The sequence below is a fragment of the Limimaricola variabilis genome, from assembly GCF_014195545.1.
Classification (GTDB): domain Bacteria; phylum Pseudomonadota; class Alphaproteobacteria; order Rhodobacterales; family Rhodobacteraceae; genus Limimaricola; species Limimaricola variabilis.
This window is the reverse complement of sequence record NZ_JACIBX010000003.1, coordinates 222,073-238,020: the sequence shown is the minus strand read 5'-3', so window position 1 is coordinate 238,020 and position 15,948 is coordinate 222,073. Positions and strand designations below refer to the sequence as shown.

Sequence of the window (15,948 nt, the reverse complement as noted above, 5' to 3'; positions counted from 1 at the left end):
ATCGCGCGTGACGCTGCTTCTCGTTCTCATCCTCGTGGCGCTGTCGATGGCGGGGCTGGCGCTGGGCCTGCTGGCCGGGCGGGGTCCGCTTTCGGGTGGCTGTGGTCGAGCCTGCGATGGCTGCCGCAAGCCCTGCGCCCGCCGGTCCCCGCTATGAAACCGCTGCCGCGCATATCGGAGATCATGACCCGCGAGGTGATCACCGTGACGCCTGGGATGAACCTGCAGCGCGCAATGCATCTCATGGCGTTCCACGGCGTCTCGGGCCTGCCGGTCGTCGATGACGAGGGACGCCCCTTCGGCATGTTGTCGCAAAGAGATTGCCTGAAGGGCGCGCTGGAGTCGGCCTATCACGGTGGATCGACGGGTCGCGTCGAGGAGGTCATGCATGCCCCGGTCGAAGGCCTGCCCGCCGATATGGATCTTCTGACCGCGATCGAGCGCTTCCTTGCCAGCCGGTACCGCCGCTTTCCGGTGTTCGAGGCGGGCGCCATGGTCGGCATCCTGGCACGCGGCGACCTAGTTCGCGCCTTGGCCAACTGGGACGGCTAGGACCTCTTATGGAGCGGCCGGAGCCGTGATCGGCGTTTCGGAAGGCGGGGAGGAGGCCGGGCGCGCCCGCGCTGAACGTTTCGAGGCCCGGCGGCAGGCATGATCCAGATCAAGGCGCGTCGGACCCCCATCGGCGAAACAGGATGCGGGAGGACATCGACATGACACTCACACCGCTGATGAAACGCGTCGCGCTGGCCAAGTCGCTCGGCCTCATGTTCGGGCTGGTGGCGCCGATCCTGCTGACCCCGGTCTCCGCCGCCGAGACCATGCTGGTCTGGGGCATCGTGCTTTGGGCCGTGATCCTCGGCGCACTGGTGGGGCTGGCGGGCCAGTTCGACCGCGTGCCGCTGATCGACCTCCGCCTGCCCTCGGGTTTTCGCGGAGGCTGGATCGGGCTCTGGATGGGCATCGTGCTGCTCCTCGTGGCACAGCAGCCGCTGGGCGTCATCTGGGCCCGCTCGGAATGGTTGCCGCAGCCGGGGCCGGGGGTCTGGTGGCTGGTCGCCGAAGCGACCCTGCTCGGCGCGCTGATCGACCTCGCCGTCACCGCAGTCTCCGATCCGCCGATCCGCGACGGTGGCCAAAGGCGGTCCCGTCACTGATCGCCCAGTCCAAGGAGGACTTCACATGCCCGGAATACTGATGGCGAGCGATCTCTCGGAACGCAGCGGCCATGCCCTCGCGCGGGCGCTGCAACTGGCCACGGCGCTGGGCGCCGAGCTCGAGATACTGCATGTGGTCGACGACAGCCTGCCCAGCCGCATCGCAGAGGAAACGGCGCAGACGGCGCACGAGATCCTGACCCGCGGCGCGGCCGGGGCGGGGAGGGTGGAGGTCGTCTTCGGCCATCCCTGGCGGCGGGTCGTGGATCGCATCTCGCGCGGGCGCTTCGATCTCGCGGTGACGGGGGCGCATCGTGACCGCGGCCTCGTCGATCTGTTTCGCGGCAGCGTCCTGCACCGCTGCGTGCAGATGTCCGACGCACCGGTGCTAGTCGTGTCGGATCGGCCGACGGCGCCCTATGGCAAGGTGCTGATCGCCACCAGCTTCGCGGCGCGTGATGCCGACGCGGCGCGTCTCGCCGCGAAGCTCGCGGAGGGTGCCTCGATGCGGCTCGTGCATGCCTACCGGGTGCCCTTCGGCGGGCTCGGCTACCGCATGGACGAGACCGGCGACATCACCAAGCGCGACCGGGACGAGATCGAGGAGCCGATGCTGTTCCAGCTGCAGCAGATGCAACGACGCCTGTCGCAAGACGGCATCGAGGCGGAGATCGGGCTTCTCGAAGGGCGGCCGACGCCGGCCCTGCTCGACGCCGTGGCGCAAGAGGGGATCGACCTGTTGGCCATCGGCCGTCATGGCGCCGAGGGGCACGTGCCGATGACCATGGGCCGGGTCGCCTCGGAACTGCTGGCGCATCTGCCCTGCGACCTGCTGGTGCATCCAGGCCGTTTCCCCCGCGAGGACTGATCACCCATGCGCCTGAGGCTGCCGCGGCACCCGACCAGCCCAGCCACGGCGCAGCAGCTTCTCCGCTTCGAGCAGTAGCAGGAGCGCCACCCCGAGACCGAGGATCACGGCACCGTCGCGGAGGTGCACAGGCCGGGTGTCGAATACCGCCTGCAGCGGCGAGGCGTAGGTGAAAAGGGCCTGCGCGATGACCGCGACGACGATGCCGAAGAGGACCGCGCGGGTGCCGAGGACCCCCTTCGGCGTGATCGACGTCATGTGCAGATAGCGCACCGAGAAAAGATAGAAGATCTCCAGCACCACGAGCAGGTTGACCGACAGGGTGCGCGCATAGGCCAGCGTTTCGCCTCGTGCCGTGACCCAGCCGGCCAGGCCGAAGACCGCGGCGCCGAACAGGACCGACACCAGCGCGACCCGCCAGATCATCTCGCCATCGAGCAGCGAGGCGCCCGGCCGTCGGGGCGGACGGTCCATGACGCCGGGCTCCGCTGGCTCGAAGGCCAAGGTGAGCCCAAGCGCCACCGCCGTGACCATGTTGATCCACAGGATCTGGATCGGCGTGATCGGCAGCGGCAGGCCGATCAGGATCGCCAGGATGACGACGAGCGCCTCGCCCCCATTGGTCGGCAGGTTCCAGGCGATGACCTTGCGGATGTTGTCGTAGATAGTGCGCCCTTCGCGGATGGCGGCGACAATGGAGGCGAAATTGTCGTCCGCCAAGACCACCTGCGCAGCCTCCTTGGCCGCGTCGGTGCCCTTGATGCCCATGGCGACGCCGACATCGGCTCGCTTGAGGGCGGGCGCGTCGTTCACGCCGTCGCCGGTCATCGCGACGACATGGCCCCCGGCCAACAGCGCCTCGACCAGCCGCAACTTGTGCTCGGGCGCGGTGCGCGCAAAGACGGTCGTGTCGGCCGCCAGACGCCGCAGCTCTGCCGCATCCATCCCTTCGAAATCATGTCCGGTCAGCACGCCGTGCGCATCGAGGCCGAGCTCGGCGGCGACGGCGAGGGCGGTGAGCGCATGGTCGCCGGTGATCATCTTCACCTTGATGCCCGCGCGGCGGCAATCGGCGACGGCCGCGATCGCCTCGGGCCGGGCCGGATCGATGAAGCCCGCAAGGCCGAGAAGCGTCAGCCCGTCCATGTCGTCATGCGACAGCCTGTCGAGATCAGCGGCCTGCCTGCTCGCGAAGGCGAGGACCCGGTGGCCACTCGATGCCAGCGCCTCGATCCGCGACGACCACGCCGCCCGATCGATCGGAGCCGTGCCGCCGGGGCCGGCCTGCCGGGTGCAGAGCGAAACGAGCTGATCCGGCGCTCCCTTTGCCTGGATCGTCCGCCCCGCCGGGCCGTCATGCAGCGTTGCCATGTAGCGATAGGCGGCGTCGAAGGGGATCTCGTGACGCCTTGAATGCTCGCGGCGCGCGTTTTCGGGATCGATCCCCGCCTTGCCCGCGAGAGCCAGAAGCGCACCCTCCATAGGATCGCCGTTCACCGTCCAGCCGGCTTCGCCACGCACGAGATGCGCGTCATTGCAGAGTAGCCCGGCCATGATCAGGCTCAAAGCGGCTCCGCTGTTTCCGGTGATGTCGCCCTGCGGGTCGTAGCCAGCGCCGCCCACCGACAGGGGTGGTGCGTCGGGGTCGATCACGATCTGCCGCACAACCATCTCGTTCATGGTCAGCGTGCCGGTCTTGTCGGTGCAGATGACCGTCACCGCGCCGAGCGTTTCGACCGCGGGCAGGCGGCGTATGATGGCCCGGCGCCCGGCCATGCGCTGCACGCCGAGCGCAAGGGTGATCGTCAGCACCGCCGGCAGCCCTTCGGGGATCGCGGCCACGGCCGTCCCGACCATCGCGAGAAACGCGGCGCTCGCGCCATAGCCGCCGAGCTGAACGGCGTAGAGGAAAACGGCGGCGCAGACGGCGAGGATCACGAAAGTCAGGCGGCGCGCGAAGCGGTCGATCTGTTGCAGCAGCGGCGTTCTGGATGTCTCCACCGTGCCGAGCATCGTGCCGATCCGACCGATCTCCGTCGCGCTTCCGGTGGCGATGACGACCCCCTCGCCACGCCCGGCGGCGATCAGCGTGCCCGAGAATGCGAGCGGGCGGCGATCGCCAAGCGGGGCATCCGCCGCGACCGGCGAGACGTTCTTGTCCACCGCCATCGATTCCCCGGTCAGCGCCGCTTCCTGCGCCTTGAGGCCACGGGTCTCGATCAGCCGCAGATCTGCGGGCACCCTGTCTCCGGGCTCCAGCAGCACGATATCGCCGGGCACGAGGCCCGCGGCTTCGACCCGCCCGCGCCTGCCGTCGCGCCGGACCGAGGCTTCGGGCGACAGCAACGAACGCACCGCCGCGAGCGCGTTTTCCGCGCGCCCCTCCTGCCACAGGCCGATGGCCGCGTTGATCACGACAACGGCGAGGATGACCCCCGAATCCACCCAATGGCCGAGCACCGCCGTGATCAGCCCAGCCGCGAGCAGAACCTGGATGAGGAGGTTGTCGAACTGATGCCAGACGCGGCGCAGCAGGCTCTTGGGGCGCGGCGCGGGCAGGCGGTTCGGGCCATGCCGCGCCAGTCGCTCGCCGGCCTCGCGCGCGGTCAATCCTGCGGGCGTGGTGTCGAGCCTCGTCAGTGCCTGTGCGCCCTCGAGCGCGTGCCAGGGCGTGCCGGCGGCCTGATCCTTTTCCTCCGTCATCCCCGCCGCGCCCCTTTCCTCTAGGTCGAGGCTAACACGGGCAGGCGCGGCGCGGCGTGATCCCGTGCCGGCTGGTCGGAAGGCGGAGGGGGGCAATCGGCCTGCCGACGGGCCGGGCGCAACTCAGCCACCCCTCAACATGGAGCCGACGAGATAGGCGATCGAGGCCGCCATCCCGCCGATCAGCAGGGTTTCCAGGCCGGAGCGCCACCAGGGGCTGAGGGACCAGCGGCTCTTGAGCGCGCCGATCACGAAGAAGGTCGCGGCGGTCGACAGGATCGACAGCCCGAACGCCCCATTCAGCCCGATCGCAAAGGGCAGCAGCGGCACCATGCCCGCCGCGAGGAAGGCGGCGAAGGTGGCGAGGGCGGCCTTGCGCGGATCGGGGATCCTGGGGTTCAGCCCGTACTCGTCGACGAGCATCATCTGCACCCAGGCCCCGCGATTTTGCGCGATGGCCGCGACCGCCTGATCGAGAACCTCGCCCTCCAGCCCCTTGGCCTGCAGGATCTGGCGCAACTCCTCGCGCTCCCCCTCCGGGTAGAGTTCGATATGGCGTTCCTCCACCGCCCTGAGCCGCTCCATGTCGTCTCGTTCGGCCTTGGTCCCGGAGTAGTTGCTGGCGGCCATGGAGAAGCCGTCGGCCAGCACGTCCGCCGTGCCCAGTGCCAGGATGATCCCGGGCGAAAATCCGGCCCCCTGCACGCCGGCGACGATGGCAAAGGTGGTCACCGCGCCGTCGATCGCGCCGTAGACGAAATCCTTGAGATGACCGGCGCCACCGCCGCTCGCACGGTCGAGGCGGCGTGCGATGTCCTCTCGGCCATGGCCATGATCGCCATCAGAAAGCCCGGCCATCGCGCGGGTCGGCGCCGTTCCCTCGGCATCGCGTGCCATGCGGTGTCACTCCGCTTCCTGAATGGATTGCAGCCAGTGGATCAGGTCCACGATCGTGCGATCCGTCAGCATCGGCTGTCCGGCCGGGGTGGCGAGCGCGGCCAGCTCCGTGTCGAAGACCGGGCCGAAGACCGGCATCTCGCCGCCATGGCCGAGCAGCGGGTCGCGCCCGTCGATCTGTCGCGCCACGGCCTCGGTTGGAAAGCGGCCGTCGTTGCGCAGAGCAAGGCGGGTCAGATCCGGCGGTTCGCGGGTCATGATCTCGGCCAGCGGCCCGCCGCCTTGGGCCGTTGCCCCGTGACAGGTCTGGCAGAACACCATGTAGACATCCTGCCCGGCCGCGACCGATGCCGGATCGGATTGGGCGTGGGCCTGCGAGGCGAGGGTAAGCAGCAGCGCAATGGCATGTTTCATGGACGCATCCTCCTGACCCCGACCCTGACACGTGACTGCGCGCTGCGGTTTGACCTGGATCAACGCGCCCGGATGCGGGGCTGGAATAGAGTCGATCGCGACAGGGAGGCGTGATCCACGCCCGAAGGGGGCCCGCATGGAGAGAATACTGGTTGCCACCGACATGGCGGAGCAGGGCGACATCGCACTGCGGCGCGGCGCAGCACTGGCCAAGGGGCGCAACGCGCAGCTGATACTGCTGCATGTCATGCAGGACGGTCTGCCCGACGATCTGCACGCGACCTTCGAGGGCGCGCTGATGGCGCGGCTCGAGGGGCAGGCCACCGACCTGCGCGAACGCTTCGGCCTCGACGTGGTCGCCCGCATCGGCGTCGGCACCGACTGGATGGTGATCCTCGACCGGATCGAGGCGGAGGGCGCCGACCTTCTGATAATGGGTGCGCATCGCAATCCCGGTCTGATCGACCTGTTCCGCGGCACGACTGTCGAGCGGGTGGCGAAAGCCTGCGACGTGCCGCTCTTGGTCGCACGCGACGACACCGATCAGCCTTACAGCTCGGTCCTTCTCGCCACGGATTTCTCGCTCGCCGCGCGCGAGGCGCTGGTGGCCGCACATCGGCTGGCGCCGGCGGCGCGCATTCGCCTTCTGCATTGCTATTCCGTGCCGTTCGGCGGGGTGCTGCGCGGCACGGCGCGCAAGGGGGTGATGGCCCATGAGCGGCAACTGGCGCGCGCCGAGGCCGAGACCGGCATGGACACCTTCCTCGGCGGGCTCGAAACCATCGTCGGTCCCTCGGACCGGGAGCTGATCGAGGGCGAGACCGTCTCGGCGATACGCGAGGAGATCAGATCCGCGCCCACCGATCTGCTCGTTGTCGGCACCCACGGACGCTCGCGGCTGTCCGAGGCGCTTCTGGGCAGCGTGGCCCGCGGTCTCATGGCCGATCCACCCTGCGACATCCTCGCCGTGCCGCCCTCTATCAACACCTGACCCATTGAAAGGAGCCGGCCATGACCTGCCGCACCATCGCCCTTTGCTTCACCGATACCGCGAGCGCCCCGACCCTGGCCCGGGCCGGCGCCGCGCTCGCGCGACATCACGGCGCGCATCTGCTCGGGCTGCATGTGCTGCCCGATCCGGTCGTGCATGCCTCTATCTCGATGTATGTCACAGGTGAGATCCTCAACCAGATCCGCGCCCGGCAGCGCGACACTGCCCTCGAGATCGAGACCGCTTTCAAGAAGGCGGCGGAGGCCGAAGGGGCCACGCCCGAATGGCGTTGCCTCGAGGCGCGGCTCGCCACGATCGGCGAGCGGCTGTGCGAAAGCGCGCGTGCCGCCGATCTGGTCCTCGTCATGCGCCCGGAGCGGGACGCGGCGGGCCGGCCGCAGGAGGAGCTGATCCGCAATGCCGGCCGGCCGGTGCTGATGATCCCGCAGGGTTACCAGCCCGCCGCGCTCGGCGCCTCGGCGGTCATCGGCTGGAGCGCCACCCGCGAGGCGACGCGGGCCGCGCATGACGCGGTCCTGTTGCTCGACAAGGGCGCTGAGGTCGTTCTGCTCAGCGTGGAGCAGGCGCCCGATCCGGGCGAGCAGGACTATCCGGCCAACGAGATGGCCGCGATGTTCAGCCGGCACGAGATGAACGCGACCGTCACCCACCGGTCACCGGGAGGAAGCCGGATCGCGGAGGTGATCGAACGCGAGGCTTTTGAGACCGGCGCGAGCTTCATCGCCACCGGGGCTTTCGGTCACTCCAAGGCCTATGACTTCGTGCTGGGCACCGTGACCCGTGACCTGATGCAGCGGGCCAAGCGCCCGGTGCTGTTCTCGAAGTAGCGCCGTCGCGATCCCGGGCTGCCTATCGGGGCACGGCGGAGAAGGGGGCGGCGCCCCGGTAGAGGGCGCCAATCAAGCCGAGTTCTGCGGCGGGGCTATGCCGATTGCCGGGCGCCCGCCGGGAACACCATCAGGTCGCAGGGCGGGGTCCTCAGGAAGTCGTCCTTCAGGCCGCGCATCGGTTCCGCACCGGTGAGAGCGACCAGATCGATGCTCCGGGACGAAACCTCCTGACGGATACGAAGGCGCGGATCGCCCTCGACGATGAACAGCTCGGTTTCGGCGCCAAGCCCCGTGCGGTCGCGGAAACGCGCAGCGGCGTGGGCGCTGTAGGTCGGCGCGACGCCCAGGCCGTGGGGTTCGTCGCAGGGATGGCTGGCCAAAGATCGGGCGCGCTCGATCTGCATCAAGGCGATTTTGGAGTCCGGTGCGATCGCACGCAGAACCGGCATGGCCCGCTCGCTCGCCGGGCCCAGATCGACCGTCGCCAGGATGCGGCGATAGGGTGTCTCCGGATCGGAGACCGAGACCAGGACCGGCACGGGGCAGTCGGTCGCCAACCGCTCCACGAAGGTCCCGTTGAACATGTCGAGCCCGTTCGGGTGCACATGCTGCCCGACCACCAGCAGATCGGCCTTCTGCCGTTCGAGAACGGGATAGATGTCCTGCCAGGCGGCTGAATCGGTGCCGCTCACCTCCAGCGCTGGGCCGAAGCGGCATTGGACCCGGGCGCGCAGCGTATCGATGTAACCCTCTGCAAGGGCAGCGAAATGCTCTGCCTGATCCGGCTCTATCCGAAAGCTGGCCGCATGGAAGATGTGCAGCCGCGCGCCCGTGCGGGCCGCGATGGCAGCGCCCTTCAGAACGGCTTGGTTGCTCGCCTTGGAAAAGTCGGTTGCGGCTATGATCGTCCTCATGGGGCTCACCTGTCGGCTGATTTCGATGCGAGCCAATGTTCCTCTGTCTTGCGCCACCACGCCTTGCGCCAGATCAAGCGCGCTGCTTCGCATCGGCGTCGAACCCGGGCGCGTCGGTCCTGTCGGTCGTCGTGGTGGGGCCGTGGCTAGAAAGGGCCGCAGGCGGTCGAACACACAGGGCGTCCGCTCCCGAAAGGGCAGCCCTTTTGACCCAAAGTCGATCTTCGTTGACCGTCAATGGCTTGCCGGCCCTTGCCCGCAGTTGCGCCTTCACGGTCAGATCGGCGGGCCATTCGATCCGGAGCAGCAGTTCGGCGGGATTCGGGCATGGGACACGGGGTCGCGTCGCACCGCCCTACGCGATCTTGCCGTTCGATGGTAACATGGCCCCACCTTGCAAGGATCTCAGGCATGACCCCACGATTGGACCTGCGCTGTGCGGATTGCGGAATCCGTCACCGTGCTGTCTGCGCGCGATGCGACGAGGCCGAGCTGGCAAGGCTGGAAGAGGTCAAGTTCTATCGCCGCTACGAGGCCGGGCAGAAGATCGTCTGGGCCGGGGACGAGTTGAGCTTCGTGGGCTCGGTCGTCTCGGGCATCGCGACCATGTCGCAGACGCTCGAGGACGGGCGGGTGCAGATGGTCGGCCTCCTGCTGCCGTCGGATTTCATCGGCCGCCCGGGCCGCGAAACCGCCCCCTATGACGTGACGGCCGCGAGCGACGTGACCCTGTGCTGCTTTCGCCGCGCGCCGTTCGAGCGGCTGCTCGCGGACATGCCGCATGTGTCGGGGCGGCTGCTGGAGATGACGCTCGACGAGCTGGACGCGGCGCGCGAATGGATGATGGTGCTCGGCCGCAAGACCGCGCGCGAGCGCATCGCGAGCCTTTTGGTCTCGGTCGCCCGGCGCGAGGCCAGCTTCGACCTGATGCCCCGCACCCACGACCTGCGACTCGATCTGCCGCTGACGCGCGAGGCGATGTCCGAATATCTCGGCCTGACCATCGAAACCGTGAGCCGCCAGATCAGCCAACTTGGCCGCGAAGGGGTGATCGCGCTCGACGACCGGCGACGCATCCTGATCCCCGATCTGGATCGGCTCATCGTCGAGACGGGAGACGACGTGACCGTGGCTTAACGTCTTCCCGCCGCGCATCACGGACTTGGCGTGAAACTGCGTATGACCGTTCGAAAGGGTGCAACGGTGCCGAATGAGACATGGTGCGCTGCTGCGGACGGCGTACGGCTTGGCCGACAGTACCAAATGCTCCTGGAAGCATGGATCGCCGCGGTCCTGCCGCTGCCATTGGAGGCCGTCCCAAAACCTCGTTAGTCAAAGCCGTAGCAGGGAGTGACAGCCAAGCACGACATCCCGGCTCAGGACCGGAGCATCAAGGATATCAATGTCTTGGGAAAAACCTGGCTGGGGTGGTAGGATTCTATACTAAGTTACTGATATCAATTAGAAATATGGCATAACAAAGTATATGGTGTCAACTGCCCGGCAAGCAAAACGCCTTTTGTGTCACAGTCTGTGCCGCAGCGCATCCGACCATTCGAAAGCAGCACTCGAAGGCTATTTGTAAGAGATGACCTCACTGGCTGGAGTATGCGAAGGGGACGTGATGAACAGTAAATCCCGGACCGTTGCCGCAGTCCGGACTGAGCCCCCTGAACGGACATTCCCACCCTTCGCTGCGAGCGCTCGATAGGTGCTGTGCCTGCCAAGCTACGGGCAAGAAGGGCAGTGATCATCCGGCACGGTGCCGGACAACGGAAGCTGGATGGAAATGCTCGTGCCCTTCACCGCGGTTTCGATGACAAGGCGTCCGCCGTAGCGTTTTGCGATGGCCTCGGCGATCGATAGGCCGAGGCCGCTGCCGCTCGACGGGCCGATCTGGCCAAAGCGTTTCAAGGCCGTATCGGCTCTGTCGGGCGACAGCCCGATGCCGTCATCCACGATCCGGACGATTGCCGTGGTTCTTTCGCGCGCCAATTCCACCCGGATCGATCGTAAGTCCGGTCCACCATGGCGGCGCGCATTATCGATCAAGTTCTTTACTGCTTCGCCGGCATGGACCGAGTCCATACGGACCTGGAGTGCGCGCGCTTCGACGAACAGCTCGAAATCCAGCCCCGCCTCCAATGCCGCTGCGCCTTCCAGGGCGCAGACCTCTTCGATTACGGAAACGAGGTCGATCTCCGGGGTCTCGGTCTCGGGCGTCGCGTAGCGCAACTTTTCGAGCGACAGCAGCTGTTCCGTCAGTCGAACCGAGCGGCGTGCGGCCTCGACGAGCGCATCGAGCCGTCGACCGCGCTCGTCGGGGTCGGCCGCATCCCGTGCGGTTTGGGCCAGCGACAGAGTGGCCGTAGCCGGGTTGCGCAGCTGGTGAGCTGCGTCGGAAATGAAGGCCTGATGCGCCGCGATGCTATCGCGCATCTGACCGATCAGCTGGTTCAAAGTGGCGACGATGCCGGCGACTTCGGGCGGGACTGGACGGCGGATCGGCGTCAGGTCGTCGGGCGAGCGCAGCGCGATCGCGGCCTCGAGATTGGTGAGCGGGCGCAGGCCGCGCGCCACGCCGAACCACAACAACACGGCGAGCACCGCGAGAAGCGCGCCCATTGTGCGCAGCGACCGCAGCGCTTGGGCGCGGGCGAAGGCCTCACGCTCGGCGGTGCGCTGCCAGACCGTGATCCGGGAATCGCCCGTCAGGTTTCCCAGCGTCGTCCGTTCGACCAGTTGAAGGATGCGCACCTCCTCGCCGCGATAGCGTCCCTGGCCGAATAGGATCGGGGCATCGGCCGCATTCTCGGGCCGAGGCGGGTAGGCATAGCCGGTGACGTAGACCCCGTCGGGGCCGGTGACGTGGTAGAATACCTCGCCTCCCGAAGCGTCGTTCAGAAGGTCGCGCGTCGCCGGTGTCAGCGCGTCGCCGCCGGAAACCGTGACATCGCGCGAGATCGCCAGCGCCGTGGCCAGCAGCGACCGGTCGAAGATCTCCTCGGCGGTAGATTGCGCGACGGTGTACCGCCACGCCCCCAGCGCCACCGCGACCAGCATCAACGGCACGAGGGTCAGGGCAAGCAACCTGACGCGCAGCGATGTTGGCCGCTTCATGCGAGGTCGAGCATGTAGCCCAGGCCCCGCGCGGCCTTTATCGTCACGCCATGCGGCGCGAGCCGGCGGCGCAGGCGCGAGACATGCGGCTCGATCGCGGTGTCATCCACGTCGGCGCCGACGCCGTAGACATGATCGGTGAGGCGCGACTTCGACACCAGCCGGCCGCGCCCCTCGAGCAGGCATTCGAACAGCGCAAGCTCGCGGCGGGGCAGGTCGAGCGGACCCTCGGCGGTGCCGAGCGTCCGCGACTGCCGGTCGAAGCGCAGCGGCCCGATTGTCTCCACGGCACCGTAGTCGAGGTCGCGGCGCCGCGACAGCGCCCGGATGCGCGCCTCGAGCTCGTCCATCTCGAATGGCTTCACGAGGTAGTCGTCGGCCCCGGCATCGAGGCCACGCACCCGGTCGGCGGTCTCGCCGCGCGCCGTCAACATCAGGACCGGCGTGCCGTCGCCGCGCGCCCGCATGGCGCGTAGCACCTCGATCCCGTCGAGGCCGGGCAGGTTGATGTCGAGCACCACGAGATCGGCGCCCTCTGCCGCCAAATGCGCGTCTGCCTCACGGCCGTTGCCCAGAAGGTCGGTCGAGTGACCGCGATCGCGCAATCGGTAGGCGATGGCGCTCGCCAGCCCTTCGTTATCCTCGACGATGACAATTCTCATTTCTTTGCAAGCTTCGTGCAAGGTTGGTGCGCCATGATGCTTGGGTTCGGGGGCGAGGTGAAGCCCCTGAGGCGCCGGTGGCGGGGAGGAGCCCGACCATCGGCATCCGAAACGTTGGGAGGACGACATGACGAAATTCACGCGCGCTGCGCTCGCGGCGCTGATCGCCGCCACCCCCTTCGCCGCGACCGCCGAGGTCGATCTCTCTGGCGAGACCGTGGAATGGGTGATCCCCTTCTCCGAAACCGGCGGCTCGGCCAAATGGGCCAACTTCTTCGCACCGCTGCTGTCCGAGGCGCTGCCGGGCCAGCCCACCGTGGTGGTCAAGTTCATGCCCGGCGCCGGATCGACCAAGGGTGCCAACTGGTTCCAGGAGCAGGAAGAGGGCGACGGCACGCTTATCTTCGGCTCCTCGGGCTCGACCCAGTTCCCCTATCTGCTGAACGACCCTCGTGTGCGCTATGAGTATAACGACTGGATTCCGGTGATGGCGTCAGGCACCGGCGGCGTCGCCTATCTGGAGCCCGAAGCGGGCGCCAAGTTCGACGGATCGGCCAACGCGCTTAAGGACATGGATTTCATCTATGGCAGCCAGGGCGCGACCCGGCTTGATCTCGTGCCGCTGCTGGCTTGGGAAATGCTCGGCATGAATGTGGAGCCGGTCTTCGGCATCAAGGGTCGCGGTGACGGGCGGCTGATGTTCGAGCGTGGCGAGGCCAATATCGACTACCAGACTACCTCCGGCTATCTCGGCGGCTCCGCCGATCTGGTCGAAGCCGGGCAGGCCGTGCCGATGATGACCTGGGGCGCACTCGACGAAGACGGCAATATCGTCCGCGACCCGACCTTCCCCGACATTCCGACCTTCAAGGAAGTTTGCGAGGCCACCGAGGGTTGCGAGACCTCTGGCGAGGCATGGGACGCCTGGAAAGCGTTCTTCGTCGCGGGCTTCCCGGTGCAGAAGTTGGCCTTCTTGCCGAAGGGCACCGATCAGGAGGTGATCGACACCTATGTCGCGGCCTTCGAGGCGGTCCGCAATCGTGAAGATTTCGAGCAGATCTCCACGCAGACCGTGGGCGAATATCCGGTCTTCGTGGGCGAGGGCGCCCAGCGCGCGCTCCAGCAGGCGACTTCGGTGCCGCAGGAAGCCAAGGACTACGTGAAGACCTGGTTGCGCGACTCCTACGGAGTCGAGCTCGAGGGCTGAGGCCCTCGCCGGCGCCCCGTCTTCCCTCCCCCCTTTGGGGGCGGGGCGCCTCGCGAATTTCATTCCTGACATGTGAAGGCGACCCTCATGGAGATGATCGCAACGGCCCTGCCTGCGCTCAGTCAGGCTTGGGCCCTGATATTGCAACCGATGGTCCTTGCCTATCTGGTGCTGGGCGTGGTGATGGGACTTGCGGTCGGCGTGTTCCCCGGACTTGGCGGCATCGCCGGGCTGTCGCTGCTGCTGCCTTTCATGTTCGGCATGGACCCGGTAATGGGCCTCGCGCTGATGATTGGCATGGTCGCGGTGGTGCCCACCTCGGACACCTTCGCCTCCGTGCTGATGGGCATCCCCGGCTCCTCGGCGAGCCAGGCCACGGTCCTCGACGGCTTTCCGATGGCCAAGCAGGGGCAGGCGGCACGAGCGCTCTCGGCTGCCTTCACCTCGTCGCTCTTCGGCGGGCTGGTGGGGGCGGCCTTCCTGACCCTGTTCATCCTCGTGGCGCGGCCCATCGTGCTCGCCTTCGGCCTGCCCGAGATGCTGATGATCACGGTCTTCGGCCTGTCAATGGTGGCGATCCTCGCAGGCCGCGTCGCGCTCAAGGGCGTGGCCGCGGCGGGCCTCGGCTTGCTTATCGGCACGATCGGCGAAGCGGATGCCGGCGGCTCGCTACGGATGTCGACCTATGACATCCCCTACCTGACCGACGGGTTGCAGCTCGTCATCGTGGGCCTCGGCATCTTCGCGATCCCCGAGATCGTTTCGCTGCTGCGCCAGGACCGCGCCATTTCGCAAGATGCGAACCTCGGCGCCGGCTGGGCCGATGGGGTGCGCGACTGGTTCGCCAACAAGTGGCTCTCGGTGCGCTGTTCGATCATTGGCGTGGTGGTCGGTGTCATCCCCGGCCTCGGCGGTTCGGTGGTCGACTGGATCGCCTATGGCCACACCGTACAAAGCACGCGCGACACCTCCGACTTTGGCCTGGGCAACGTCCGCGGCGTGATCGGGCCGGAAAGCTCGAACAACGCCAAGGAGGGCGGAGGCCTCGTGCCGACGCTGCTGTTCGGCATTCCCGGTTCGGGCTCGATGGCGATCTTCATCGGCGCGATCGCCCTTCTGGGCTCGGGCGACATCGAGGTCGGCCCAGCGATGCTGCGCGACAATCTCGACATCACCTATTCCATCGTCTGGCTGCTGGCACTGGCCAACGTGGTCGGCACGCTTTTGTGCATCGCGGCTTCGGGCGGGATCGCCCGGCTCACCACGATCCGTTTCACCTATCTCGCACCCTTCCTGTTCATGCTGATTGCCTTTGCGGCGTTCCAATCGGGCCAGAACTTCGAGGACCTGCTGGCGCTCTTTGCAATCGGCCTGATCGGCGTGTTCCTGCGCCGCTTCGACTGGTCGCGCCCGGCCTTCCTGATCGGTTTTGTGCTGTCGAACCCGGTCGAAAAGTTCTCGAACCAAGCGGTACAGATCGCCTCCTTCCGCTTCCGCAAGAGCTTCGAGGAGGGGATGGAATACGTTTTCTCGCCAATCGTGATCGTGCTGATCGTGATCACCGTGCTGTCGGTGGTGTTCGGGCTGCGGCAGGCTAAGGCCATCGCTGCCGAGGGCGAGGTGCCCACCGGCTCCAAACGCGCGCCGCTGGTGTTCCTGATGGTGGTGATGGGCTACGTCATCGCCGCGCTGATCAATGCCAACGCCATCCCCGACTACAATATGACCGACAAGGTCGTCCCGCTGGTGGTAGGCGGCGTAACCTTGGCGGCCTGCCTCGTGCTGCTGATGCAGATGATGCGCCGGCCCGAGAGTGATGCGGTCTTCGCCGACAAGGAGATGGCAGGCGAGGATGCCGACGCGCCGCACGGGCTCTGGGGCACGCTCGCGTGGTTCGCGGGGCTGATCGCCGCGACCTGGGTCGTAGGCTTCATCCTCGCACTGGCAGGCTTCCTCGTGTCCTTCTTCCGCATTCGCGCGGGCTGCGGCTGGGGCAAGACGCTTCTGCTATCTGCCGGGGGCATTGCATTCATGTGCCTGATGGCAAGCGCACTCAACCGCGATTTCCCGCCGGGGCTCTTGCAGGACGCAATCGATCTGCCTTGGCCGCTGCGCTGAGATCCCGGCCCGGCTCCGATCAGGGGCCGGGCCCTTCCAACTTCCC

General features: G+C 67.4%; 15 protein-coding genes. 9 read left to right on the top strand and 6 right to left on the bottom strand.

What is annotated here, in order from left to right:
- Positions 1-7 precede the first annotated feature (7 nt).
- The 4 genes from FHS00_RS06855 (at position 8) to FHS00_RS06840 (ending at position 2,025) form a co-directional block, all read left to right on the top strand.
- A complete protein-coding gene (locus tag FHS00_RS06855; RefSeq protein WP_183471160.1) occupies positions 8-157 on the top strand; it encodes a hypothetical protein in 150 nt (49 codons plus the stop codon).
- Positions 154-552, top strand: a complete 399-nt coding sequence (locus tag FHS00_RS06850) for a CBS domain-containing protein (protein WP_183471158.1) — start codon at positions 154-156, stop codon at positions 550-552. The genes FHS00_RS06855 and FHS00_RS06850 overlap by 4 nt, the downstream gene beginning before the upstream one ends.
- Before the next feature lie 161 nt (positions 553-713).
- A complete protein-coding gene (locus FHS00_RS06845; RefSeq protein ID WP_183471156.1) occupies positions 714-1,157 on the top strand; it encodes a hypothetical protein in 444 nt (147 codons plus the stop codon).
- Positions 1,158-1,182: 25 nt separating this feature from the next.
- Positions 1,183-2,025, top strand: a complete 843-nt coding sequence (locus tag FHS00_RS06840) for a universal stress protein (RefSeq protein ID WP_183471154.1) — start codon at positions 1,183-1,185, stop codon at positions 2,023-2,025.
- Here FHS00_RS06840 and FHS00_RS06835 read toward each other — a convergent pair whose 3' ends face one another.
- The 3 genes from FHS00_RS06835 to FHS00_RS06825 all read right to left on the bottom strand — a co-directional run bounded on the left by FHS00_RS06835 (position 2,026) and on the right by FHS00_RS06825 (position 6,039).
- On the bottom strand, positions 2,026-4,728 hold the full coding sequence (locus FHS00_RS06835) for an HAD-IC family P-type ATPase (protein WP_183471152.1): 2,703 nt from the start codon (positions 4,726-4,728) through the stop codon (positions 2,026-2,028). It lies immediately after the preceding gene.
- A gap of 123 nt (positions 4,729-4,851) precedes the next feature.
- Positions 4,852-5,625: a VIT1/CCC1 transporter family protein gene (locus FHS00_RS06830; RefSeq protein ID WP_246391143.1), complete on the bottom strand. Its 774-nt coding sequence runs from the start codon at positions 5,623-5,625 to the stop codon at positions 4,852-4,854.
- A 6-nt stretch (positions 5,626-5,631) separates the two neighbouring features.
- Positions 5,632-6,039 carry a c-type cytochrome gene (locus FHS00_RS06825; RefSeq protein ID WP_183471150.1) on the bottom strand — a complete coding sequence of 136 codons (408 nt, stop codon included), beginning with the start codon at positions 6,037-6,039 and terminating at the stop codon, positions 5,632-5,634.
- Between the two features lie 136 nt (positions 6,040-6,175).
- Here FHS00_RS06825 and FHS00_RS06820 point away from each other — a divergent pair, with 136 nt between their 5' ends.
- Both FHS00_RS06820 and FHS00_RS06815 read left to right on the top strand, forming a co-directional pair.
- Positions 6,176-7,030 carry a universal stress protein gene (locus FHS00_RS06820; RefSeq protein ID WP_183471148.1) on the top strand — a complete coding sequence of 285 codons (855 nt, stop codon included), beginning with the start codon at positions 6,176-6,178 and terminating at the stop codon, positions 7,028-7,030.
- Positions 7,031-7,050: 20 nt separating this feature from the next.
- On the top strand, positions 7,051-7,878 hold the full coding sequence (locus tag FHS00_RS06815) for a universal stress protein (RefSeq protein ID WP_183471146.1): 828 nt from the start codon (positions 7,051-7,053) through the stop codon (positions 7,876-7,878).
- A gap of 95 nt (positions 7,879-7,973) precedes the next feature.
- Here FHS00_RS06815 and FHS00_RS06810 read toward each other — a convergent pair whose 3' ends face one another.
- The gene (locus FHS00_RS06810) at positions 7,974-8,888 is read right to left on the bottom strand and encodes a universal stress protein (protein ID WP_183471144.1); all 915 of its coding nucleotides are present in this window, start codon (positions 8,886-8,888) and stop codon (positions 7,974-7,976) included.
- A 318-nt stretch (positions 8,889-9,206) separates the two neighbouring features.
- On the opposite strand from FHS00_RS06810, the gene fnrL reads away from it, so the two are divergent.
- Positions 9,207-9,932: a transcriptional regulator FnrL gene (gene fnrL / locus FHS00_RS06805; protein ID WP_183471142.1), complete on the top strand. Its 726-nt coding sequence runs from the start codon at positions 9,207-9,209 to the stop codon at positions 9,930-9,932.
- Positions 9,933-10,523: 591 nt separating this feature from the next.
- On the opposite strand, the gene FHS00_RS06800 is transcribed toward fnrL, so the two are convergent.
- A complete protein-coding gene (locus FHS00_RS06800; protein ID WP_183471140.1) occupies positions 10,524-11,915 on the bottom strand; it encodes a sensor histidine kinase in 1,392 nt (463 codons plus the stop codon).
- Entirely contained in the window at positions 11,912-12,577 is a 666-nt protein-coding gene (locus tag FHS00_RS06795; protein WP_183471138.1) for a response regulator transcription factor, read from the bottom strand. The genes FHS00_RS06800 and FHS00_RS06795 overlap by 4 nt, the downstream gene beginning before the upstream one ends.
- Positions 12,578-12,704: 127 nt before the next feature.
- On the opposite strand from FHS00_RS06795, the gene FHS00_RS06790 reads away from it, so the two are divergent.
- Complete coding sequence (locus FHS00_RS06790) at positions 12,705-13,784, top strand: type 2 periplasmic-binding domain-containing protein (RefSeq protein ID WP_183471136.1); 1,080 nt, start codon at positions 12,705-12,707, stop codon at positions 13,782-13,784.
- 87 nt (positions 13,785-13,871) lie between these two features.
- The gene (locus tag FHS00_RS06785) at positions 13,872-15,902 is read left to right on the top strand and encodes a tripartite tricarboxylate transporter permease (protein ID WP_183471134.1); all 2,031 of its coding nucleotides are present in this window, start codon (positions 13,872-13,874) and stop codon (positions 15,900-15,902) included.
- Positions 15,903-15,948: the final 46 nt, after the last annotated feature.